Here is a 22,938-nt window from a genome sequence, read left to right on the forward strand (position 1 = left end):
GCGAAAACCGGTGGGGATCGGCTGCGCGGTGGCCGAAGATGGAGCGAACCCCCTCGATCTTGCCGACCGGAGCCTGCGCGTGCTCATACGACTTCTGCGGACCCATCTGAGTCCGTACCGGAAACCGATTGCCCTGCTCGTGCTGCTGCAACTGCTGCAGACCAGTGCGAGCCTCTACCTGCCCACGCTGAACGCGGACATCATCGACAACGGTGTCGTCAGCGGGGACACCGGCTACATCCTGCGCTTCGGCGCGCTGATGCTGGGCGTCTCCCTCGTCCAGCTCGGGTGCAACTGCGGCGCCGTCTACTTCGGCGCCCGCACCGCGGCTGCCGTGGGCCGCGACGTCCGCGCGTCCGTCTTCGACCGGGTGCAGAGCTTCTCCGCCCGGGAGCTCGGCCAGTTCGGCGCGCCGTCGCTGATCACCCGTACGACGAACGACGTGCAGCAGATCCAGATGCTGGTGCTGATGACCTTCACGCTGATGGTCTCGGCTCCGATCATGTGCATCGGCGGCATCGCCATGGCGCTTTCGCTCGACGTGAAGCTGTCGGGCGTCCTGCTGGCCGTGGTCCCCGTCCTCGGCCTGTCGGTCGGCACGATCGTCTTCCGGACCCGCCCGCTGTTCCGGAAGATGCAGGTCCGTCTGGACACCGTGAACCGGGTGCTGCGCGAGCAGATCACCGGCAACCGCGTGATCCGCGCCTTCGTCCGCGACGAGTACGAGAAGGACCGGTTCCGGGAGGCCAACACCGACCTGACCGGGGTCTCCCTCGCGGCCGGCCGGCTGCTCGCGCTGATGTTCCCGACCGTGATCGTGGTCGTGAACATCTCCAGCGTCGCCGTCATCTGGTTCGGCGCGATGCGCATCGACAGCGGCGGCATGGAGATCGGCCAGCTGACGGCCTTCCTCGCCTACCTGATGCAGATCGTCATGTCCGTGATGATGGCCACCTTCATGTTCATGATGGTGCCGCGCGCCGAGGTGTGTGCCGAGCGCGTCCAGGAGGTGCTGGACACCGAGTCCAGCGTCGTCCCGCCCGCCGACCCCGTGCGCAAGCTGCTCGCCCGCGGCCGGCTGGAGCTGCGCGGCGCCGACTTCCGCTACCCGGGCGCCGAGGCCCCGGTGCTGCGCGGGGTGGACCTGGTGGCCCGCCCCGGCGAGACCACCGCGGTGATCGGCTCCACCGGCAGCGGCAAGTCCACGCTGTTGGGCCTGGTTCCGCGGCTGTTCGACGCGACCGGCGGCGACGTGCTCGTCGACGGGGAGGACGTGCGCCGCCTCGATCCGGAACTGCTCGCCAAGACGGTGGGCATGGTCCCGCAGAAGCCGTACCTGTTCTCCGGGACCGTCGCCTCGAACCTGCGCTACGGACGCCCCGACGCCTCCGACGAGGAGCTGTGGCACGCGCTGGAGGTGGCACAGGCCAAGGACTTCGTGTCCGAGCTGGAGGGCGGCCTGGACGCGCCGATCACCCAGGGCGGAACGAACGTCTCCGGAGGCCAGCGCCAGCGTCTGGCCATCGCGCGCACGCTGGTGCAGCGCCCGGAGATCTATCTGTTCGACGACTCCTTCTCGGCCCTGGACTACGCGACGGACGCGGCGCTGCGCGCGGCGCTCGCCCGCGAGACCGAGGAGGCGACGGTCGTCATCGTCGCCCAGCGCGTCTCCACTATCCGCGACGCCGACCGGATCATCGTGCTGGACGAGGGCCAGGTCGTGGGCGAGGGGCGCCACCACGAGCTGATGGCCGACAACGAGACCTACCGGGAGATCGTGCTCTCCCAGCTGACGGAGGCGGAGGCCGCATGAGCGGGCCCGGAGGACGGATGATGATGGGGCCGGCCGAGCGGTCCCTGGATTTCAAGGGCTCGGGCAAACGGCTGCTGGGCCAGATCGCGCACGACCGCGTCAAGCTGTGGGGCATGGTCGTCGCCGTCGTCGGCAGCGTCGCCTGTTCGGTCGTCGGCCCGAAGATCCTGGGCCAGGCCACCGACCTGGTGTTCGCGGGGATCGTCGGCCGCCAGATGCCGGCCGGGATCACCAAGCAGCAGGCGCTGGACGGGCTGCGCGCCAAGGGCCAGGGCGGGATGGCGGACATGCTGTCCGGCACCGACTTCACCCCCGGCGAGGGCATCGACTTCGGTGGCGTCGGGGTCGTGGCGATCTGGGCGCTGGTGGTGTTCACCCTCGCCGGCCTGCTGATGCTGGTGGCGACGCGGCTGTCGAACCACATCATGAACGGCACCGTGTACCGGATGCGCGAGGAGCTCCAGGCGAAGCTGTCGCGGCTGCCGCTGTCGTACTTCGACCGGCAGAAGCGCGGTGAGGTGCTCAGCCGGGCCACCAACGACATCGACAACATCGGGCAGACGCTCCAGCAGACGATGGGCCAGCTGCTGAACTCGCTGCTGACGATCGTCGGTGTGCTGGCGATGATGTTCTGGATCTCACCGCTGCTGGCGCTGGTCGCGCTGGTGACGATCCCGGTGTCGGTCGTCGTCGCGGCGAAGATCGGCAAGAAGTCGCAGCCGCAGTTCGTGGCGCAGTGGAAGTCGACGGGCGCGCTCAACGCGCACATCGAGGAGATGTACTCGGGCCACACGCTGGTCAAGGTCTTCGGCCGGCAGAAGGAGTCCGCGGCCGTCTTCGCCGAGCAGAACGAGGCGCTGTACCGGGCCTCGTTCAAGGCGCAGCTGGTCAGCGGGATCATGCAGCCGGTGATGTTCTTCATATCGAACATCAACTACGTGCTGGTGGCGGTCGTCGGCGGTCTGCGGGTGGCCTCGGGCAGCCTGTCGATCGGTGACGTGCAGGCGTTCATCCAGTACTCGCGCCAGTTCTCGATGCCGCTGACGCAGGTCGCGTCGATGGCGAACCTGGTGCAGTCCGGTGTCGCCTCGGCGGAGCGGGTGTACGAGCTGCTCGACGCCGAGGAGCAGGAGCCGGACGCGGAGGTCCCGGAGCGGCCGGAGCAGCTCCGCGGCCAGGTCACGCTCGACAAGGTGGCCTTCCGCTACGAGCCGGACAAGCCGCTCATCGAGGACCTGTCGCTGACCGTCGAACCCGGCCACACGGTCGCGATCGTCGGCCCGACGGGCGCCGGCAAGACCACGCTCGTCAACCTGCTGATGCGGTTCTACGAGGTCACGGGCGGCGAGATCGCCCTCGACGGGGTGGACATCGCGAAGATGACCCGTGAGGAACTGCGCGGCGGCATCGGCATGGTGCTCCAGGACACGTGGCTGTTCGGCGGCACCATCGCGGAGAACATCGCCTACGGCGCGGCCCGCGAGGTCACGCGCGCCGAGATCGAGGAGGCGGCGCGGGCCGCCCACGCGGACCGGTTCATCCGCACCCTGCCGGACGGCTACGACACCGTGCTGGACGACGAGGGTGCGGGGGTCAGCGCGGGCGAGAAGCAGCTGATCACCATTGCCCGGGCGTTCCTGTCGGACCCGGTGATCCTGGTCCTCGACGAGGCGACGAGCTCGGTGGACACCCGTACCGAGGTGCTGATCCAGAAGGCGATGGCGCGCCTCGCGCACGGCCGTACGTCGTTCGTGATCGCGCACCGGCTGTCCACGATCCGCGACGCGGACGTGATCCTGGTGATGGAGAACGGCTCGATCGTGGAGCAGGGGACGCACGAGGAGCTGCTGGAGGCGGACGGCGCGTACGCGCGCCTGTACGCGGCGCAGTTCGCGCAGGCGGTGGCCGAGGTCGACTAGCGTCGGCCGGCCCGGTGTCACGCCGGTGTCGGACCGGTGTCGTGCCGGGTTGCCAGGGGTGCCCTCCCGCCAGGGGGCACCCCTTCTCCGTTCCCAGCCCCGGCGTCGGGGTCCCGGCGTCGCGGTCGCGGGGTCGCGTTCCGGGTGTCCCGGCCCGTCAGTCCAGGTAGCCGCGGAGCTGGTCGGCGAAGGCGTGGTCGCGCAGCTTGTTGAGGGTCTTGGACTCGATCTGGCGGATCCGCTCGCGCGTGACGCCGAAGATCCGTCCGATCTCCTCCAGCGTGCGGGGCCTGCCGTCGGCCAGGCCGTAGCGCAGCTGTACGACCTTGCGTTCGCGCTCGCCGAGGGTCGACAGGACGGCTTCGAGGTGTTCGCGGAGCAGGAAGAACGCGGCGGACTCCATGGGCGAGGCGGCGTCCCCGTCCTCTATCAGGTCGCCGAGTGCGACGTCGTCCTCCTCGCCGACGGGCGCGTGGAGCGAGACCGGCTCCTGGGCGAGTCGGAGCACCTCCAGGACCCGCTCGGGCGTCAGTTCCAGGTGGACGGCGACCTCTTCGGCGGTGGGCTCGTACCCGCGTTCCTGGAGCATGCGGCGCTGGACCCGGACGACGCGGTTGATCAGCTCGACGACATGGACGGGCACACGGATGGTGCGGGCCTGGTCGGCGAGGGCGCGCGACATCGCCTGCCGGATCCACCAGGTGGCATAGGTGGAGAACTTGTACCCGCGGGCGTAGTCGAACTTCTCGACGGCCCGGATGAGCCCGAGGTTCCCCTCCTGCACGAGGTCGAGCATGGTGAGCCCGCGGCCCACGTAGCGCTTCGCGACGGAGACGACCAGCCGCAGGTTCGACTCGATGAGGCGCCTCTTGGCCATCCGCCCCATGACGACGAGCTTGTCGAGGTCGAGGGCGAGCCGCAGGTCGAGGTCGGGGCTGTTGCCCAGCTTCTCCTCGGCGAACAGGCCGGCTTCGACGCGGCGCGCGAGCTCGACCTCCTCGGCGGCGGAGAGCAGCGGGATCCTGCCTATCTCGCGCAGGTACTGCCGGAACAGGTCTGCGGAAGGGCCCGCTCCGCCGCTGTCCGCGCGCCGGCGCGGTTCGGGCACCTGCTCGGTCAGCTCCAGTACCTCGGGCTCTTCGGGCTCCTCGTCCACGGCGTCGACCTCGGGCTCTTCACCCGCAGTGGCCTCGGCGTCGTGCACGGGCGGGCTCACGTTGACGGTCAGGATCTGGGTCTGCACGGGGGCGACCTCCAGGGCTCCGAGGACGGGGGCACCGCACTTCAGTGTGGGGTACGACACATCACCGCCACGAGGGGCGTGCGTGCACTTTCTGAGTCCGGTGCGTGACCGGATGGTTACCCCCCGCCGGGAATCCCGATGCGGATCGGACGCATGTCCGAGAAGAAGTACGCCGTGCCCGGACCCGGGCCGGACGGGTCACGCCGGTTCGACGCGGACCGCGCAGACCTTGAACTCGGGCATGCGGGAAACGGGGTCCAGGGCCGGGTTGGTCAGGGAGTTGGCACGGCCCTCGCCCGGCCAGTGGAACGGCATGAAGACGGTGTCCGCGCGGATGGCGTCCGTGATGCGGGCCGGGGCCACGGCGCGGCCGCGGCGGGAGACGACCGCGAGCGGGGCGCCCTCGACCGCCCCGATCCGGGAGGCGAGGCGCGGGTGGAGCTCCACGAAGGGGCCGGGGGCCGCCTCGTTGAGCTCGTCGACGCGGCGGGTCTGGGCGCCCGACTGGTACTGGGCGACCACCCGGCCGGTGGTGAGCAGGACCGGGTACTCGCGGTCCGGGACCTCGGCCGCGTCCCGGTGGGAGACGGGGACGAAGCGGGCGCGTCCGTCCTCGGTGGCGAAGCGGTCGAGGAAAAGGCGCGGGGTGCCGGGGTGGGATTCCTGCGGGCAGGGCCAGAAGACGCCCTGCTCGGCCTCGATGCGGGCGTAGGAGATGCCCGAGTAGTCCGCCGGGCCGCCGGCCGAGGCGCGGCGGAGCTCTTCGAAGACCTCCTCGGGGGCGGTGGGGAAGCCCTTCTCGACGCCGAGGCGGGCGGCCAGGCCGTGCAGCACGTCCAGGTCGCTGCGCACCCCCGGCGGCGGGGTCAGGGCGCGGCGGCGCAGCAGGACGCGGCCCTCCAGGTTGGTGGTGGTGCCGGTCTCCTCCGCCCACTGGGTGACGGGGAGGACCACGTCCGCGAGGGCCGCCGTCTCGGAGAGGACGACGTCCGCCACGGCCAGGAAGTCCAGGGAGCGGATGCGGTCCTCGACGTGGGCCGCGCGGGGGGCCGAGACCACCGGGTTGGACCCCATGAGGAGGAGGGCCTTGACGTCCGTGCCGAGGGCGTCGAGGAGTTCGTACGCACTGCGGCCGGGGGCGGGCAGGCTGTCGGGGTCGACGCCCCAGACCTCGGCGACGTGGGCGCGCGCGGCGGGGTCGGTCAGCTTGCGGTAGCCGGGCAGCTGGTCGGCCTTCTGGCCGTGCTCGCGCCCGCCCTGCCCGTTGCCCTGGCCGGTGAGGCAGCCGTACCCGGAGAACGGGCGTCCGGCGCGGCCGGTGGCCAGGCACAGGTTGATCCACGCGCCGACTGTGTCGGTGCCCTTGGACTGCTGTTCGGGTCCGCGGGCGGTCAGGACCATCGCGGAGGACGGCGCGCAGAACAGGGCGGCCGCCTCGCGGAGCCTGGGGACGGGCACGCCGGTGATCCGTTCCACCAGCTCCGGCCAGTGCGCCATCGCCGCGGCGCGGGCCTCCTCCCAGCCGGTGGTCCGGCCGGCGATGAACTCCTCGTCGGTGCGGCCCTCGGCGACGACCAGGTGCAGCAGGCCCAGGGCGAGGGCGAGATCGGTGCCGGGGCGGGGGGCGAGGTGCAGGTCGGCCTGTTCGGCGGTCCGGGTCCGGCGCGGGTCGACGACGATCAGCGTGCCGCCGTTCGCCTTGAGCTCGGTGAGGTAGCGCAGGGCGGGCGGCATGGTCTCCGCCGGGTTCGAGCCGACGAGGATGACGCAGCCGGTCCGCGGGATGTCCTCCAGCGGGAAGGGGAGTCCGCGGTCCAGGCCGAAGGCCCGTTGGTGGGCGGCGGCGGCCGAGGACATGCAGAAGCGGCCGTTGTAGTCGATCTGCGAGGTCCGCAGGGCGACGCGGGCGAACTTGCCGAGCGCGTAGGCCTTTTCGTTGGTCAGGCCGCCGCCCCCGAAGACGCCGACCGCGTCGGGCCCGTGCGCTCGGCGCGTCCGGGCGAGGCCCGCGGCGACGGCGTCGAGGGCCTCCTCCCAGGTGGCCGGCTCCAGCGCTCCGGTGGCGTGGGTGCGGACGAGCGGCCCGGTCAGGCGCACCCGGGAGGAGAGCACGGCGGGGGCGGCGCGCCCCTTGCCGCACAGCGCGCCCCGGTTCACGGGGAAATCGGCCCGCTCCTCCACTTCGACCGTCGCGCCGCCCGGCTCGGGGCGGAGATTCATCCCGCACTGCAGCGCGCAGTACGGGCAGTGCGTGGCGATGGCGGAGTCCGGGGTGCGCATACCGCCCAGCCTGCGGCGGTGGTGTTACGTGGGCCGCCGCCCCCGGTTACGCCTCCCGTACGAGCACCTCAGCGCGCCCTTCGGAGCCCGGTGAGGGCAGGCGGGACTCGGGCCGGTACGGGACCTCCCCGGACACGACGCGGCCCCTGGGACGTCGAGGACGAGGTATCCGCCGCCGGCCGGACCGACGGGCCGGGCCCCCTGGTCCTCCGTCCGGCCGAGGGCGGTCAGCGGGTCGTCGCAGGCTTCGGCGGGCCGGCCGTCCAGCCGCCGTAGCTGCCGCGGCCGTCCACGACGGCCCGTGCGGCCGCCGCGCCCAGCCCGCCCGCTCCCCCGGTGATGACGACGGCCTTGCCGCTCAGCTCCACAACTGCCACGGTTCCACACCCCTGACGCCGAGACGGAGACAGGGCCGTACGACTAATCGGCATAGGCGGCCGACGGCGCGTCAGTCTGCCAGAGCGCCCAGCGCCCTCGACACCCCCTGCTCCTTCGGCCCCAGGAACCGCGGCTCCGGCTTGAAGGCCGCGTCCAGCGCCGCCTTGCCGGCCGCGAAGACCTCGCGCGTGCCGCCGTAGTACCAGGTCGCGTCGTGCTCGTCGTCGACACCGACCCCGTAGGCGTCGACGCCCGCCGCGCCGCAGAGCGCGACGGCCCGGCGTATGTGGAAGCCCTGGCTGATCAGCACGGCCCGCTTGACCCCGAAGATCTCCTTGGCGCGGACACAGGAGTCCCACGTGTCGAAGCCGGCGTAGTCGCTGACGATCCGGTCCGCCGGCACCCCGTGGGCCGTCAGGTACGCCCGCATCGCGTCGGGCTCGTCGTACTCGGTGCGGCTGTTGTCGCCGGTGACGAGCACGACCTTCGTCTTGCCGGTGCGGTACAGCTCGGCCGCCGCATCGAGCCGTCTGGCCAGGTACGGCGTCGGCCGCCCGTTCCACAGACCCGCCCCGAACACCACCGCCACCTCGGCGGGCGGCGCGTCGGCCGTGGTCCGCAGCCGGTCCGCGGCCGCCGCGTGCGTCCACGCCGAGGGCAGCAGCGCCAGCACACACGCGGCCACCACCGCCTGGACGGCCCGCCGCCGCCCCTCCACCGTCCTCAGCCGGCCCGGCATCAGTTTCATGATCTTTCCCCCCGCTCGCCACGCACCGTTCGAACAGGTTGACGATCCGCACCCGGCCCCCAGTTCCCCCTCCCCCGCCTTTCACCCGTACGAATGAGCAAGTGAGGTGCCGGTAAACACCCGTCACCCCCGCGCAACGCACCCGCAATCTCCGGCCCGCAGGATCGGTTCATGACGGAGCTGGTGCACCCTCCCGAGTCCCTGTCCCTCTCCTTTACCCCCGCCACCGCCACGGAGCTGCTGACCCGGATCACCACCCAACTCGGCACGCAGCTCAGCGGACTGCGCCCCTGGCGCACGGCGGGGGACCGGTCCGACGGAGTCCCCGCATGCAGCAGCCCACCCTCGTCGCCGTCGCGCACGGCAGCCGCGACCCCCGCGCCCTCCCCGCCGTCCTGGCCCTCCTCGACCGCGTCCGCGAACTCCGTCCCCGCCTCCACGTCCGGCTCGGACACGTCGAGCTGAACCGGCCCCTGCTCGTCGACACCCTGCGGAACACCACCGGCGCGGCCGTGCTCGTCCCGCTGCTCCTCGGCCGCGGCCACCACGTCAAGCGGGACCTGCCCGCGGCCGCGGCCCGCGCCGCCTACCTGGACACCCGCGTCGCCGCGCCGCTCGGCCCCCATCCACTGCTGGTGGAGGCCCTGTACGAGCGCCTCCTGGAGGCCGGCTGGACCCCCGGCACCGACGCCTCCGGACCCGGAACCGGCCGAGGTGCGGACCGAGGCCCCGGCCGGGGCGCCGGCCCCGCCGTCGTGCTCGCCGCGGCCGGCTCCCGCGACCCCGACTCGGCGGCCGACACCCGCCGCACCGCCGCCCTGCTGTCCGAACGCCTCGGCGGCGTGCCCGTCGTACCGGCCTACGCCTCCGCCTCCCCCGCCGTCGCCGACGCCGTCCGCGCCCTCACCGCCCGCGGCCACCACCGGGTCGCGGTGGCCTCGTACTTCACCGCCCCCGGCCGCTTCGCCGCGCAGAGCGCCGCCGCCGCGCCCGGCCCGGCGGCCGCCCCGCTCGGCGACCATCCCGCCCTGGCCCGCCTCGTACTGAGGCGCTACGACGAGGCCCTGGCCCGGCAGCGGACGCACCCGGCCTCCCCGGCCCGGCTGAAACTGGCCACCGCATAAAGACCGCGTTGGTTCCGATTGCTCAGATTGGTCGTCTTGTCGGTGCTTCCGGTTACCGTCTGAACATGGAAGGCATGGAAGGCACCGGCATCGCACCCGTCCGTCACCCCGACCCGAACACCCCGGACACCCCCTACGACGCGTCCGACACCGAGCGCTGGGCGGCCGAGCCCGACAAACGCCCCGGCCGGACCGCCTTCCAGCGCGACCGGGCCCGGGTCCTGCACTCCGCCGCCCTGCGCCGCCTCGCCGGCAAGACCCAGGTGGTCACCCCCGGCAGCCGCTCGTACGACTGGGACGCCAGCCCCCGCACCCGCCTGACGCACTCCCTGGAGTGCGCCCAGGTCGGCCGCGAGCTCGGCGCGGCCCTCGGCTGCGACCCCGACCTCGTCGAGGCCGCCTGCCTCTCGCACGACATGGGCCACCCGCCGTTCGGGCACAACGGCGAGGAGGCGCTGAACGAGTTCGCCAAGGACTGCGGCGGCTTCGAGGGCAACGCCCAGTCGCTGCGCCTGCTGACCCGCCTGGAGCCGAAGCGGTTCGTGCCCGACGCGGCCGGCGGCGAGCCCGTCAGCGTCGGGCTCAACCTCACCCGGGCCTGCCTGGACGCCGCCACCAAGTACCCCTGGGCCCGTGGCGGCCACCCCACCGACCCCGACTCCGTGAAGTTCGGCGCGTACGACGACGACCTGCCGGTCTTCGAGTGGCTGCGGCGCGGCGCGCCGGCGGACCGCAAGTGCTTCGAGGCCCAGGTGATGGACTGGTCGGACGACGTCGCGTACTCGGTCCACGACTTCGAGGACGGTCTGCACGCCGGGCACCTCGACCCCAACCTCCTCTTCGCCGAGCCCGAGCGCACCGCCATCTGGCGTGTCGCGATCGGCCGGTACGTGCCGGCCGACACCGATCCGGAGGAGCTGCGCGAGGCCCTCGACCGGCTGATGGAGCAGGAGTGGTGGCCGCACGGGTACGACGGGTCGGCCGTCGCCCAGGCCCGCCTGAAGGACGCCACCAGCCAGCTGATCGGCCGGTTCTGCCTGGCCGCGGAGGGCGCCACGCGCGAGGCGTACGGCTCAGGCCGGCTGACCCGGTACGCGGCCGAGCTGGTCGTCCCGCGCGAGGCGCGCAACGAGTGCGCGGTCCTCAAGGCGGTGGCCGACCTGTACGTGATGCAGCGCGACGAGCAGGAGCGGCTGCGCGCCGATCAGCGCATCGTCCTGGCCGAACTCGCCGAGGCCCTCAGCGCCCGTGCGCCCGAGGGACTGGACCCGCAGTTCCGCGCCATCTTCGATGCCGCGCCCGACGACAGGGCCCGCAAACGTGCGGTCATCGACCAGATCGCGGCGCTCACCGACGCCTCCGCGCGCTCCCTGCACGCCCGGCTCACACGGCGCACGCGCCGGTCCGAAGCGTGAGCCGATCGGGCCACTCCCCCTTCACGCGGCAGGCTCGGTGCGGGACGCTCGCATGTGCTCGCATGTGGCGGAGAGGTTATGAGGAGGCATCAGGTGGTCGACGCACACCGGACGTTCGTCATCGTCGGCGCAGGGCTCGCCGGGGCCAAGGCGGCCGAGACGCTGAGGTCCGAGGGGTTCACGGGGCGGGTGATCCTGGTCGGCGACGAGCGCGACCACCCCTACGAACGGCCCCCGCTGTCCAAGGGGTACCTCCAGGGCAAGGAGGAGCGTGACAGCGTCTTCGTCCACGAGCCGTCCTGGTACGCCAAGGCCGACATCGAGCTGCACCTCGGCCAGCCCGCGGTCCAGCTGGACCGGGAGGCCCGCAAGGTGGTCCTCGGCGACGGCACGGCGCTGCACTACGACAAGCTGCTGCTGGCCACCGGGGCCGAGCCGCGCCGCCTCGACATCCCGGGGACGGGCCTGGCCGGGGTGCACCACCTGCGCCGGCTGGCCCACGCCGAGCGGCTGAAGGGCGTCCTGGCCACCCTCGGCCGGGACAACGGCCACCTGCTGATCGCGGGCGCCGGGTGGATCGGCCTGGAGGTCGCCGCCGCGGCCCGCGGATACGGAGCCGAGGTCACCGTGGTCGAACCGCTGGCCACCCCGCTGCACGCGGTGCTCGGCCCGGAGATCGGCCGGCTGTTCGGGGACCTGCACGCCGAGCACGGGGTCCGCTTCCACTTCGGTTCGCGGCTCACCGAGATCGTCGGGCAGGACGGCATGGTGCTCGCGGCCCGGACCGACGACGGCGAGGAGCACCCGGCGCACGCCGTGCTCGCGGCGATCGGGGCGGCGCCGCGGACGGCGCTCGCCGAGACCTCCGGGCTGGCCCTGGTCGACCGGCAGCACGGCGGCGGCATCGCCGTGGACGCCTCGCTGCGGACCAGCGATCCGAACGTGTTCGCCGTCGGGGACGTGGCCGCGGCGCACCACCCGCTGCTGGGGACCCGGCTGCGGGTGGAGCACTGGGCGAACGCGCTCAACGGCGGTCCGGCCGCGGCGCGGGCGATGCTGGGGCAGGAGGTGTCGTACGACCGGGTGCCGTACTTCTTCTCCGACCAGTACGACGTGGGCCTGGAGTACTCGGGGTACGCCCCGGCGGGCGGCTACGACCAGGTGCTGATCCGCGGGGACGTGGCCAAACGGGAGTTCATCGCGTTCTGGCTGGCGGAGGGCCGGGTGCTGGCCGGGATGAACGTGAACGTGTGGGACGTCACCGAGCACATCCAGGCCCTGATCCGGTCGAAGGCGCCGGTCGACCGCGAGGCGCTGGCGGACCCGTCGGTCGCGCTGGAGTCCCTGCTGCCGGCCGAGGGGGCCTGACGGGTTTGCCGGCGCCCGGCCGTAGACTTCACGGGTGGCAGGACGGATCAACGACGACGACGTGAAGGCGGTACGGGACGCGGTCCCGATCGACGCCGTGGTCTCCGACTACCTCCAACTGCGCAACGCGGGCGGCGGCAACCTCAAGGGCCTGTGCCCCTTCCACGACGAGAAGTCCCCGTCCTTCCAGGTCAGCCCCAGCAAGGGTCTCTACCACTGCTTCGGCTGCCAGGCGGGCGGGGACACCCTCGACTTCATCATGAAGATCGACCACCTGTCGTTCTCGGAGGCCGTCGAGCGGCTCGCGGGCCAGGCGGGCATCACCCTCCGGTACGAGGAGGGCGGGTACACCGCGGGCACCAGCGGCCGCGGCGAGCGCATCCGGCTCGTCGAGGCGCACAAGGCGGCCGCCCAGTTCTACGTCGACCAGCTGGGCAGCCCGGAGGCCGAGATCGGCCGCCGGTTCCTCGCGGAGCGCGGCTTCGACCAGGCGGCGGCCGAGCACTTCAGCGTCGGGTACAGCCCGGCCGGCTGGGACCACCTGACCCGGTTCCTGCGCGGCAAGGGCTTCACCGACAAGGAGCTGATCACCTCCGGCCTGGCCCAGGACAGCCGCAGCGGCAAGCCCATCGACCGGTTCCGCGGCCGCCTGATGTGGCCGATCCGCGACATCAGCGGCGAGGTGGTCGGCTTCGGCGCGCGCAAGCTGCGCGACGACGACAACGGGCCGAAGTACCTGAACACGCCCGAGACGGCGATCTACAAGAAGTCCCAGGTGCTGTACGGCATCGACCTGGCGAAGAAGGAGATCGCGAAGACCTCGCGGGCCGTGGTGGTCGAGGGCTACACGGACGTGATGGCGTGCCACATGGCCGGGGTGACGACCGCGATCGCGACGTGTGGCACCGCCTTCGGCGGCGACCACATCAAGATCCTGCGCCGTCTGCTGATGGACAACGCGACGGCCGAGGTGATCTTCACCTTCGACGGGGACGCGGCCGGCCAGAAGGCCGCGCTGCGGGCCTTCGAGGACGACCAGAAGTTCGCCGCCGAGACCTCCATCACCATCGCCCCCGGCGGCATGGACCCGTGCGACCTGCGCCTGGCGCAGGGTGACGCGGCGGTGGTCGGTCTGGTGGAGGCCCGGACGCCGCTGTTCGAGTTCGCCCTGCGGCACATCGTGGCCCGGCACAACCTGGAGAACCCGGCGGGCCGGGCGGCCGCGCTGGACGAGGCGGCTCCGGTCGTCGCCAACATCAAGAACATCGCCATCCAGCACGAGTCGGCGGTCCAGCTCGCGGGAATGCTGGGCATCCGCGACGAGCAGTTCGTCGTCAAGCGGGTGGCGCAGCTGGCGCGCTGGGCGCGGGAGCGGGGCGGCCAGGGCGGCGGCCAGCAGCCGGGCCGCGGCCGCCCGGCCCAGTCGTCCTCGTACGAGGCGGCCCCGGCGCCGAGCGGCCCCGCGGGCGGCGGACCGGCGCTGAACCTGCGCAGCCCGGCGCACCGCACGGAGCGGGAACTGCTCAAGCTGGCGCTCCAGCGGCCGGCCCTGGTCTCGCCGGCCTTCGACGCGTACGGGGTGGACGAGTTCACCGCCCCTCCGTACGCGGCGGTCCGCGAGGCCATCCAGGCCGCGGGCGGCGCCTCCCTGGGCAGCGACGACTACCTGGCCCGGGTTCGCGACGCCGCGCCGAACGACACGGTCCGCGCACTGGTCACCGAGCTCGCGGTCGAGGCCATCCACGCCAAGACGGTCGACGAGGTCTACGCGGGCGTCCAGCTGGTCCAGGTCCGGCTGCGCGCGGTCGACCGCCGGGTGCAGGAGATCCAGGGCACGCTGTCGCGCCTGGGTCCGCAGGCGCCGCCGGAGCAGCTGGCGGCGGTCCAGGAGGAGCTCTGGGTCCTCCAGCAGTACGGCCAGCGCCTGCGCAACCGCGGAGCCGAAGGCCTGTAGGGCGCGGGGCCCGTGGCGCGCCGGGTGCCCGGCCCGGTGTCTCAGGCCCGTCGGGCGAACCAGTCGCCGCCCGGTATCTCGGTGCCCGACGCGCGCAGCCGGCGGGCCAGCAGCGGTGCCGCCAGGTAGACCCAGGCGGGGGTGCGGCTGCCGTCCGGGCGGACCGCGTCCCGGCGGACCCGGTCGTAGACGTTCAGCGGCCGGCCGGGGCCGTGGTACTCCTCCAGCCGGTCCAGTTCGGCCAGCAGCCTCCCGTAGTCGCCGGGCGCCGGGGTGACCAGCTCGCCGACGATCTGCGATCCCGGGTGCTGGACGGCGTACGGGTAGCCGGGACCGTCGTACAGGAGCGCGTCCGGGAGCCGGGCGGGCTCCTCGGCGACCGTGCGGCCCCGCAGGAACAGGGCGTGGTTGACCTCGCCGGGGCGCAGGGTCCCGTACACGAAGAACGGGAGCTCGGCGGTGCTCATCGGGCCGTCACCTCCGCGACGGACTGCGGCTGCGGCTGCGCCTGTGGCCGGTCGGCTGATGTCACGGGGCCCTCCCTCGGTTGTGGCGGACGGCGCGCGACCCGGGACTTCGGTCCCCGATCCGCCCGCCTGCCTGCCCCCACGGTACGCACCGCTGTCACACGACTTCCCGGGGTCGCAGCGGTTCCCGGCGGGCGCGGCGGCGACGGTGGCGCTGCCATCGGCCTCACCCGGACGGGGCGGCTCACCTGATCGACCGAATCCGGGGCTGTGACCTGCGGCGATACCAGCCGGACCAGGAGAACTGACGGAACATCAGCAGGCGGGAGGCGGGCGGGCCGGGTTACCTCTGGAGCACGACCCCGTGTCTCCAGGAGCCCCCATGCGCCGACGCACCGCCCATGTGCTCACCGCCACCGCGCTGACCGCCGCCGCTCTCACCGGCCCGGTCGCCGGGGTGGTGGCCGCCGCGGAACTCGGCACGGCGGGCTTCGCCCCCGGCGACTTCGCGAAGCTGGAGGTATGGCCGAAAACCGCCGCTCCCGGCGGGAGCATCACCGTGAACACCACCGCCTGCGGCAAGGGCGGCCATGCCGACGGAGATGCCACCACGGTCGGCGGCGGCCGCTTCAAGCTGGTGCCCGGAACCCACGAAGAGGTGGTCATCGGGCAGTTCCAGATCGCCCGCGACACCCGCCCCGGCACCTACGGCATCGGCGCGACCTGCGCCGACGGCAAGTTCGCCACCGGCGACCTGGTCGTCACCGAACGCGGCCCGCGGGGCCACGTCCGTACCGGGGTGGGTGGCGGGACGACCTCCACCGTCGACCCCACCAAGATCACGGCGGGAGCGGCCGTGCTGGCCGCGGCCGCCGTCGGCGGTACCTGGCTCCTGCGTCGCCGGGCGAGCGGCACGCGGAGCTGACGGGCGCCCACCGCGGCTGCGGCCGCGGTCCGACCGGTACCGTCCCCCGTCGCCCGCCCCGCGAGGTCCCCCCGTTCGCGGGGCCGGGCGACGGCCTTCCCCACACAATGCGAAACAGGAAAGCCGAAACGCGAAACACAAAACGCGTATACCGACCATGCGCAAACCGAATTCGGACACACAGCCTCAAGGACACACGGCCTCAAGGACACGCGGCTTCACGGACACGCGGCTTCACGGAGTACGCGGACACACGGAATACGGAGAGCACACCGATCGCACCGCCAGGGGGCACCCATGGGCAGAGGCCAGGCCGGCCGCGGCGGGCTCGTCGCGCTCGCCGCCTGCGTCGGCATCTGGCTCATCGGCAGCGGATCGGGCCAGTCCACCGGGCCCCCGCTGCCCTCCCCCGCCGAGGCACTGAGCGGGCGGGCACGTTACCCCGGCAGCATCGCCCCGCTCCCCGGATCCCCACCGGCCCGGATCCGGATCCCGTCCATCCGGGTGGACGCCCCGCTGACCGGGCTGGGCCTCGGGCCCGACGGCAGCATCGAGGTGCCGCCGCCCGCCCGCCGCGACCTGGCGGGCTGGTACCGCGACGGCATCACCCCCGGCGCCGTCGGCACCGCCGTCGTCGTCGGCCACGTCGACCACGCCACCGGCCCGGCGGTCTTCTACCACCTGGGCGCACTGCGCCGCGGGGCCGCGATCGAGGTGACGCGCGCGGACGGACGGACGGCGGTGTTCACCGTCCACGCGGTCGAGGTCTACGAGGCCGACCACTTCCCCGACGCCCGCGTGTACGGGCCCTCGCCGCGCGCCGAACTCCGGGTGATCACCTGCGGCGGGGGCTTCTCGCCCCGCACCGGCTACCAGGGCAACGTGGTCGTCTTCGCCCACCTCACCGGCACGTACTAGGCCCTGTCGTCAAACTCCCGTCGTCGCCCGGAGGGCGGCAGACGGCAGTTTGACGACAGGGCCTAGCGGTCCGGTCAGCCCCACTGCTCCAGACCGAGCTTGATCACCAGCGCTCCGACCACCGTCAGCAGGACGCCGCGGACGAACCCGCTGCCCTTCTTGAGCGCCATCCGGGCCCCGATCATGCCGCCGGCCAGGTTGAACACCGCCATGAGCGCGGCCAGCTGCCACAGCACCATGCCCTGGTACGCGAACATCGCGAGCGCCCCGGCGTTGGTGCAGCAGTTGACGATCTTGGCGGTGGCGGAGGCGGTGACCAGGTCGAGGTGGAGCAGCGCGGTGAGGGCGAGCACGAGGAAGGTGCCGGTACCGGGCCCGATGAGGCCGTCGTAGAAGCCGATGCCGAGGCCGGCGAGCCCGATGGTGAGCAGCACCCGCTGCCGGCTGACGGGCGCGGCCGAGGGGGCGGTGCCGAAGCCCGGCTTGAAGATCACCACGCCTGCGACGATCACGAGCACGCCCATGATGAGCGGGCGCAGGGCGTCCTTGCTGATCCCGCCGGCCAGCGCGGCGCCGCCCATGGAGCCGGCGAGCGCGGCCAGGCCGATCCGGACGGCGAGCTTCACGTCCACCGGGGCCTTGCGCACGTACGTCACCGCCGCGCCCGTGGTGCCGACGATGGCCACGGCCTTGTTGGTGCCGAGCACGGCGGCGGGATGGGCGTTCGGCAGGCCGAGGAGCAGGGCGGGCAGGAGCAGCAGTCCGCCGCCGCCCACCACCGCGTCGATCCATCCGGCCGCAGCGGCGGCCGCGCACAGCACGATGATCATGGTCGTTGATATGTCAGGCACGGACACGACCCTATGGAGCCGATGGGTGCAGCACCCATCGATCGTCGGAAACTTGCGCAAAGGTTGAGGTTCGCCGGGCCGACGGGGCGGGGCGGCCCGCCTCCGGACGGCATCGCCCGGGGCGCTCAGAGCGCCGCCGACCTGCCCGGACCGGTCCCCGAGACGGCCTCGACGGGCGCCTCACCGGGCGCCTCACCGGGCCTTGCCCCGGGCGCTGAGGTGCGCGTTCCTCCCGGGTAACAGAGGTGATGCGGAGGGGAAACAGCGGGCGCGCACGCTCCTGCCATGACCTCGAACCAGCAGCGTGTGGTGGTGATCGGCGGCGGCCTCGCCGGCCTGCGGGTCGCTGCACGGCTGACCGCGGACGCGGGTGCCGGGGCCGGCGGCGGCGGCGACGTGACGGTCCTCGGCGAGGAGCCGCACGCTCCGTACAACCGGGTGCTGCTCGCGGAGGTCCTGGCGGGCCGGTACGCACCGGAGGTGACCGCCCTCCCGGACGCCGGACCGGCGCTGCGGCGCGGCGTGCGCGCGGTCCGCGTCGACCGCGCCGACCGGACGGTGCACTGCGACGACGGCAGTACGGAGCGGTACGACACGCTGGTCCTGGCCACGGGCTCCAACGCCGTCCTCCCCCCGCTGCGGGGCCTGTTCGCCCCGGACGGCCGGGAACTGCCCGACGGGGTCCACGCGTTCCGCACCATGGACGACTGCCTGGCCCTGTCGGCCGCGGTGGGCGTGCGGTCCGGCGTGCGCGCGGTGGTGATCGGCGGCGGCCTCCTCGGCGTCTCCGCGGCCCGCGCCCTGGCCGAGCGCGGCGCCCAGGTGGTGCTGGCCCAGCAGGGCGAGCGCCTGATGGAACGCCAGCTGGACGCGGACGCCTCGGCGCTGCTGCACGGCCACCTGAGCAGTCTCGGCATCGAGATCCACACCCAGTGCCGGGTCCGCGGTGTGACGACGGCACCGTCCGCCGACGCCTCGGGCGGGCGGCGGGTCGTCGGGGTCGAGTTCGCCGACGGGTACCGGCTCGACGCCGATGTCGTCGTGCTCGCCTGCGGCGTGCGGCCCCGGACCGGGCTGGCGCTCGCCGCCGGGCTCCGCGTGGGCACCGGGATCCTGGTGGACGACCGGCTCCGGACCAGCGACCCGCGCATCCACGCGGTCGGCGACTGCGCCGAGCACGCCGGCCGGGTGTACGGCCTCGCGGGCCCCGCCCTGGAGCAGGCCGACGCCCTGGCCGCGCAGCTGATCCGCGGGCCCGGAGCGGCCGACCCCGCCGGCACGGGCGGAGCGGCCGCCCCCGGATACACGGGAACGCGCGCCCTCACCCGTCTCACGCTCCCCTCCGCCGCCGCCACCACACCCGCAGGGGCCGGCCCGTTCGATCTCGCCGCCTTCGGCGAGACCACGCCGCTCCCCGGTGACGACGTGGTCCGCCTCGCCGACGCCACCCGCCGGACCTACCGGAAGGTCGTCGTCCGCGGCGACCGCCTCGTCGGCGGGGTCCTGCTCGGCGAACTCTCCAGCGTGGGTGCACTCGCCCGCAGCTGGGAGGAGGCCGAGACCCTGACCGATCTGTTCCACCTGCTCACCGACGACGGAGGCTCCTGATCATGGCCGCACCCACGCCCACCCCCGCCATCGTGCTCATCGGCCACGGCATGGTCGGCCAGCGCTACCTGGAGGCACTCGCCGAGCGCGGGGCCACCGCCACGCACCGGATCAGCGTGCTCTGCGAGGAGCCCCGCCCGGCCTACGACCGCGTGCACCTCACCTCGTACTTCTCCGGCAGCACCGCCGAGGACCTCTCCCTCACCCCCGCCGGCTTCATGGAGCAGCACGGGATCGACCTGCACCTGGGCGACCCCGCCGAGAGCATCGACCGTGAGGCCCGCACCGTCACCTCCCGGTCGGGGCGGGTGTTCCCGTACGACGTGCTCGTCCTGGCGACCGGCAGCTACCCGTTCGTGCCGCCGGTCCCCGGCAAGGACGCCCCGGGCTGCTTCGTCTACCGCACCATCGAGGACCTCCTCGCGATCGAGGAGTACGCCAGGACCCGCACCAGCGGCGCGGTCGTCGGCGGCGGTCTCCTCGGGCTCGAGGCCGCCGGCGCCCTCCAGGGCCTCGGCCTCGCCACCCGCATCGTGGAGTTCGCCCCGCGCCTGATGCCCGTCCAGGTCGACGAGGGCGGCGGCGCGGCCCTGCTGCGCACCGTCGAGTCGATGGGGCTGACGGTCCACACCGGCGTCGGCACCCAGGAGGTCGTCACCGGCGAGGACGGCCACGTCAGCGGAATGCGGCTCTCCGACGGCTCCACCGTCGACACCGACCTCGTGGTCTTCTCGGCCGGGGTCCGTCCCCGCGACCAGCTCGCCCGCGCCGCGGGCCTGACCGTCGGCGAGCGCGGCGGCATCGGGGTCGACGCCCGCTGCCGCACCTCGGACCCGCACGTGTACGCCATCGGCGAGTGCGCACTGGCCAGCGACGGCCGCGTCTACGGGCTGGTGGCCCCCGGGTACGAGATGGCCGAGACCGCCGCCGAGGACCTCCTGGGCCGGGAGAAGGAGTTCACCGGGGCGGATCTGTCCACCAAGCTCAAGCTGCTCGGCGTGGACGTGGCTTCCTTCGGCGACGCCCACGGCGCGGCCCCCGGCAGTCTCGACGTCGTCTACTCCGACTCCCGCTCCGGCGTCTACAAGAAGCTGGTGGTCTCCCCCGACGGGGTCCTGCTCGGCGGGGTCCTCGTCGGGGACGCCGACTCGTACGGCCTGCTGCGCCCGCTGACGGGCAGCGTCCCGCCCGTCAGCCCCGACCAGCTGGTGCTGCCCGCCGGCCTCGGGGCGCCGGTCGCGCTGGGCCCCTCGGCACTGCCCGACTCCGCGGTCATCTGCTCCTGCCACAACGTCACCAAGAAGGCGATCACCGCCTGCTCGACCCTCCCCGAGGTCAAACAGTGCACCAAGGCGGGCACCGGCTGCGGCAGCTGCCTGAAGGTGATCGGCCAGCTGCTGCCCGCGGCCGCCGACAAGGGCCTGTGCGGCTGCTTCCCCTTCACCCGCGCCGAGCTCTACGAGATCGTCCGCACCCGCCGGCTGACCTCGTACGAGCAGCTCCTCGACGGCCACGGCCGGGAGGCGGCCCGGGGCGGTGACGGCTGCGAGGTCTGCAAGCCGGCCGTCGGCTCCATCATCGCCTCGCTCGCCCCCACGCTCGGCGCGAGCGGCTACGTCCTCGACGGGGAGCAGGCCGCCCTCCAGGACACCAACGACCACTTCCTCGCGAACCTCCAGCGCAACGGCTCGTACTCGGTCGTCCCGCGCATCCCCGGCGGCGAGATCACCCCCGACAAGCTCATCGTGATCGGGGAGGTGGCCCGCGACTTCGGGCTCTACACGAAGATCACCGGCGGGCAGCGCATCGACCTCTTCGGTGCCAGCGTGGACCAGCTGCCGCGGATCTGGGCCCGGCTCGTCGACGCCGGGTTCGAGTCCGGCCACGCGTACGGGAAGGCGCTGCGCACGGTGAAGTCCTGCGTGGGCCGGACCTGGTGCCGCTACGGGGTCCAGGACAGCGTGCGGATGGCCATCGACCTGGAACTGCGCTACCGGGGCCTGCGCGCCCCGCACAAGCTCAAGTCGGCGGTCTCCGGCTGCGCCCGCGAGTGCGCGGAGGCGCAGAGCAAGGACTTCGGGGTGATCGCGACGGCGAACGGCTGGAACCTGTACGTCGGCGGCAACGGCGGGGCGACCCCGCGCCACGCGGACCTGCTGGCCCAGGACCTGTCCGACGCCGGACTGGTGCGGCTCATCGACCGGTTCCTGATGTTCTACATCCGCACCGCGGACCGTCTGGAGCGCACCTCCACCTGGCTGGACCGGCTGGAGGGCGGCCTGGACCACCTGCGGGACGTGGTCGTGCACGACTCGCTGGGGCTGTGCGCCGAACTGGAGTCGCTGATGGCCGACCACGTGGCGCACTACCGGGACGAATGGGCGCAGACGCTGGAGGACCCCGAGCGGCTGCGCAGGTTCGTGTCCTTCGTCAACGCGCCCGGCGCACCCGACCCGACCGTGAAGTTCGTTCCCGAACGCGACCAGGTCAAGCCCGACCTGGCCCTTCTCGACATCCGGCCGCTGGAGGCCGTGGGAGGCACCCGATGACCGTGGAACTGCAGGTGGCCGAAGGCTGGCTGACGGTGTGCGAGCTGACCGACCTGACCCCGGGACGCGGCGTCGCGGTCCTGCTGCCCGACGGGAGGCAGGCCGCCGTGTTCATCGGCCGCTCCGGGGGGCTGTACGCCATCGACAACCGGGACCCGTTCACCGGTGCGGCGGTGCTCTCGCGGGGGCTGGTCGGCTGTGTGGACAACAGGCCCTTCGTGGCCTCTCCGCTGCTGAAGCAGCGCTTCGACCTGGCCTCGGGGCGCTGTCTGGACGACGAGGAGGCGGCGGTCCGGACCTATCCGGTGCGGACCGCCGTGACCTCGGCGGCGGTGGCGTAGCGCGGGAGGCGGGGCACCGGCCCCCGGCCCTCAGCCCTGGACGGCCGCCGGGTCCATCCACACGTACTCCCAGACGTGCCCGTCCAGGTCCTCGAAGGCACGGCCGTACATGAAGCCGAGGTCCTGGGCCGGGCGGGGCTCGGTGCCGCCCGCCGCGAGGGCGGCGCCGACGACCTCGTCGACCTGCTCGCGGCTCTCCGCGCTCAGGGCGAGCATGACCTCGGTGGTCTTGGTGGCGTCCGCCACCTCCTTGGTCGCGAAGTCCTTGAAGCGCTCCTCGGTCATCAGCATCGCGAAGATCGTGTCGCTGATGACGAGGCAGCCGGTCCTCTCGTCGCTGAACTGCGGGTTGAAGGAATAGCCGAGCTTGCCCCAGAACGCCTTGGCGGCGTCGATGTCCTGGACGGGCAGGTTGACGAAGATCATGGTGGGCATCTCGGTCCCTCTTCTCTCGTGTGCGTGCTTTCGAGAGGTAGACCGGGCGCCCCGGGAAAACTCATCGCTGCGCCGGAAAACTTTTCCGAAGCCCCCGCGAGGCGGCCGTGCGGGCTGCGACTGCGCAGGTCAGGCGGTGGAGCGGAGGTGGAGGGCGGCCAGCGGGACGAACCCGCCGGTGTCCTCCCGGCGGAGCAGCGCGGGGTCCGGCCCGGCCAGCCGCCGGTGCAGGGCCAGGGCGATCCGCTCGCCCGTCGCCTTGGCCCGCTCCGCGTTCGGCCCGCGGTACAGGCCGTCGACGGCGGCGCGCCACAGCTGCACCCAGCGCCCGAAGTCCTCGGCGGTCATCGCCCGCGCCGCGTGCAGGGCGGCGTGCGGGGCGAAGGCGTCGCGGCCGTAGCCGGCCGTACGGAACAGGGCCCGCTCCCAGAAGTCGGTGATCCGGGCCAGGTGGAGCTCCAGGTCCGTCCCGGCCACCTCGGTGAAGAACGGCCCGATGCGACGGTCGGCGAAAGCGGCCGTGTAGAAGCGGCGCAGCACGACCGCGAGATCGGCGCGGCCGCAGATGTCGTGGTCCGCGGCGAACTGGTTCATGGTTCCAG

At 73.1% G+C, this 22,938-nt stretch carries 19 protein-coding genes; 11 read left to right on the plus strand and 8 right to left on the minus strand.

What is annotated here, in order from left to right; all coding sequences use genetic code 11:
* The first annotated feature begins 79 nt into the window (after positions 1–79).
* Together ACIPK4_RS01950 and ACIPK4_RS01955 are read left to right on the plus strand one after the other, a co-directional pair.
* Entirely contained in the window at positions 80–1,813 is a 1,734-nt protein-coding gene (locus ACIPK4_RS01950; RefSeq protein WP_402308563.1) for an ABC transporter ATP-binding protein, read from the plus strand.
* A complete protein-coding gene (locus ACIPK4_RS01955; protein ID WP_402308566.1) occupies positions 1,810–3,732 on the plus strand; it encodes an ABC transporter ATP-binding protein in 1,923 nt (640 codons plus the stop codon). The genes ACIPK4_RS01950 and ACIPK4_RS01955 overlap by 4 nt, the downstream gene beginning before the upstream one ends.
* Positions 3,733–3,889: 157 nt before the next feature.
* On the opposite strand, the gene ACIPK4_RS01960 is transcribed toward ACIPK4_RS01955, so the two are convergent.
* The 4 genes from ACIPK4_RS01960 to ACIPK4_RS01975 all read right to left on the minus strand — a co-directional run bounded on the left by ACIPK4_RS01960 (position 3,890) and on the right by ACIPK4_RS01975 (position 8,381).
* Entirely contained in the window at positions 3,890–5,035 is a 1,146-nt protein-coding gene (locus ACIPK4_RS01960) for an RNA polymerase sigma factor (RefSeq protein WP_402308568.1), read from the minus strand.
* 138 nt (positions 5,036–5,173) lie between these two features.
* A complete protein-coding gene (locus tag ACIPK4_RS01965; protein ID WP_402308570.1) occupies positions 5,174–7,255 on the minus strand; it encodes a molybdopterin oxidoreductase family protein in 2,082 nt (693 codons plus the stop codon).
* A 227-nt stretch (positions 7,256–7,482) separates the two neighbouring features.
* Positions 7,483–7,632 carry a hypothetical protein gene (locus ACIPK4_RS01970; RefSeq protein ID WP_402308573.1) on the minus strand — a complete coding sequence of 50 codons (150 nt, stop codon included), beginning with the start codon at positions 7,630–7,632 and terminating at the stop codon, positions 7,483–7,485.
* A gap of 71 nt (positions 7,633–7,703) precedes the next feature.
* Positions 7,704–8,381, minus strand: a complete 678-nt coding sequence (locus ACIPK4_RS01975) for a vancomycin high temperature exclusion protein (protein ID WP_402308576.1) — start codon at positions 8,379–8,381, stop codon at positions 7,704–7,706.
* 329 nt (positions 8,382–8,710) lie between these two features.
* Between ACIPK4_RS01975 and ACIPK4_RS01980 the strand changes: the two genes are divergently transcribed.
* From ACIPK4_RS01980 to dnaG, 4 genes are all read left to right on the plus strand, one after another.
* Complete coding sequence (locus ACIPK4_RS01980) at positions 8,711–9,505, plus strand: sirohydrochlorin chelatase (RefSeq protein WP_402308578.1); 795 nt, start codon at positions 8,711–8,713, stop codon at positions 9,503–9,505.
* A 65-nt stretch (positions 9,506–9,570) separates the two neighbouring features.
* Positions 9,571–10,920 carry a deoxyguanosinetriphosphate triphosphohydrolase gene (locus tag ACIPK4_RS01985; protein WP_082410412.1) on the plus strand — a complete coding sequence of 450 codons (1,350 nt, stop codon included), beginning with the start codon at positions 9,571–9,573 and terminating at the stop codon, positions 10,918–10,920.
* 93 nt (positions 10,921–11,013) lie between these two features.
* A complete protein-coding gene (locus ACIPK4_RS01990) occupies positions 11,014–12,288 on the plus strand; it encodes an NAD(P)/FAD-dependent oxidoreductase (RefSeq protein ID WP_402308580.1) in 1,275 nt (424 codons plus the stop codon).
* 34 nt (positions 12,289–12,322) lie between these two features.
* The gene (gene dnaG, locus ACIPK4_RS01995) at positions 12,323–14,242 is read left to right on the plus strand and encodes a DNA primase (RefSeq protein WP_402308583.1); all 1,920 of its coding nucleotides are present in this window, start codon (positions 12,323–12,325) and stop codon (positions 14,240–14,242) included.
* A 41-nt stretch (positions 14,243–14,283) separates the two neighbouring features.
* Here dnaG and ACIPK4_RS02000 read toward each other — a convergent pair whose 3' ends face one another.
* Positions 14,284–14,709 carry a gamma-glutamylcyclotransferase family protein gene (locus ACIPK4_RS02000; protein WP_054222877.1) on the minus strand — a complete coding sequence of 142 codons (426 nt, stop codon included), beginning with the start codon at positions 14,707–14,709 and terminating at the stop codon, positions 14,284–14,286.
* A gap of 382 nt (positions 14,710–15,091) precedes the next feature.
* Here ACIPK4_RS02000 and ACIPK4_RS02005 point away from each other — a divergent pair, with 382 nt between their 5' ends.
* The gene (locus tag ACIPK4_RS02005; protein WP_054222876.1) at positions 15,092–15,634 is read left to right on the plus strand and encodes a hypothetical protein; all 543 of its coding nucleotides are present in this window, start codon (positions 15,092–15,094) and stop codon (positions 15,632–15,634) included.
* Positions 15,635–15,931: 297 nt separating this feature from the next.
* Positions 15,932–16,552 carry a class F sortase gene (locus ACIPK4_RS02010; RefSeq protein ID WP_402308588.1) on the plus strand — a complete coding sequence of 207 codons (621 nt, stop codon included), beginning with the start codon at positions 15,932–15,934 and terminating at the stop codon, positions 16,550–16,552.
* 74 nt (positions 16,553–16,626) lie between these two features.
* Here ACIPK4_RS02010 and ACIPK4_RS02015 read toward each other — a convergent pair whose 3' ends face one another.
* Positions 16,627–17,403, minus strand: a complete 777-nt coding sequence (locus ACIPK4_RS02015; protein WP_054222925.1) for a TSUP family transporter — start codon at positions 17,401–17,403, stop codon at positions 16,627–16,629.
* A gap of 285 nt (positions 17,404–17,688) precedes the next feature.
* Between ACIPK4_RS02015 and ACIPK4_RS02020 the strand changes: the two genes are divergently transcribed.
* From ACIPK4_RS02020 to nirD, 3 genes are read left to right on the plus strand one after another with little or no spacing between them, the layout of a single operon-like run.
* Complete coding sequence (locus ACIPK4_RS02020) at positions 17,689–19,011, plus strand: NAD(P)/FAD-dependent oxidoreductase (protein WP_402308591.1); 1,323 nt, start codon at positions 17,689–17,691, stop codon at positions 19,009–19,011.
* Between the two features lie 2 nt (positions 19,012–19,013).
* Positions 19,014–21,560, plus strand: a complete 2,547-nt coding sequence (gene nirB, locus ACIPK4_RS02025) for a nitrite reductase large subunit NirB (RefSeq protein ID WP_402308593.1) — start codon at positions 19,014–19,016, stop codon at positions 21,558–21,560.
* A complete protein-coding gene (nirD, locus tag ACIPK4_RS02030; RefSeq protein ID WP_402308596.1) occupies positions 21,557–21,901 on the plus strand; it encodes a nitrite reductase small subunit NirD in 345 nt (114 codons plus the stop codon). Before nirB ends, nirD begins: the two co-directional genes overlap by 4 nt.
* A gap of 30 nt (positions 21,902–21,931) precedes the next feature.
* Here nirD and ACIPK4_RS02035 read toward each other — a convergent pair whose 3' ends face one another.
* Positions 21,932–22,336, minus strand: coding sequence for a VOC family protein (locus ACIPK4_RS02035; RefSeq protein ID WP_054222872.1), 405 nt, complete (start codon positions 22,334–22,336; stop codon positions 21,932–21,934).
* A gap of 129 nt (positions 22,337–22,465) precedes the next feature.
* Positions 22,466–22,930 (minus strand): group III truncated hemoglobin, encoded by a 465-nt coding sequence (locus ACIPK4_RS02040; RefSeq protein WP_402308599.1) that lies wholly within the window; start codon positions 22,928–22,930, stop codon positions 22,466–22,468.
* Between the last annotated feature and the right edge of the window lie 8 nt (positions 22,931–22,938).

The sequence above is a fragment of the Streptomyces sp. NPDC086989 genome (assembly GCF_044745505.1).
Taxonomy (GTDB): Bacteria; Actinomycetota; Actinomycetes; order Streptomycetales; family Streptomycetaceae; genus Streptomyces.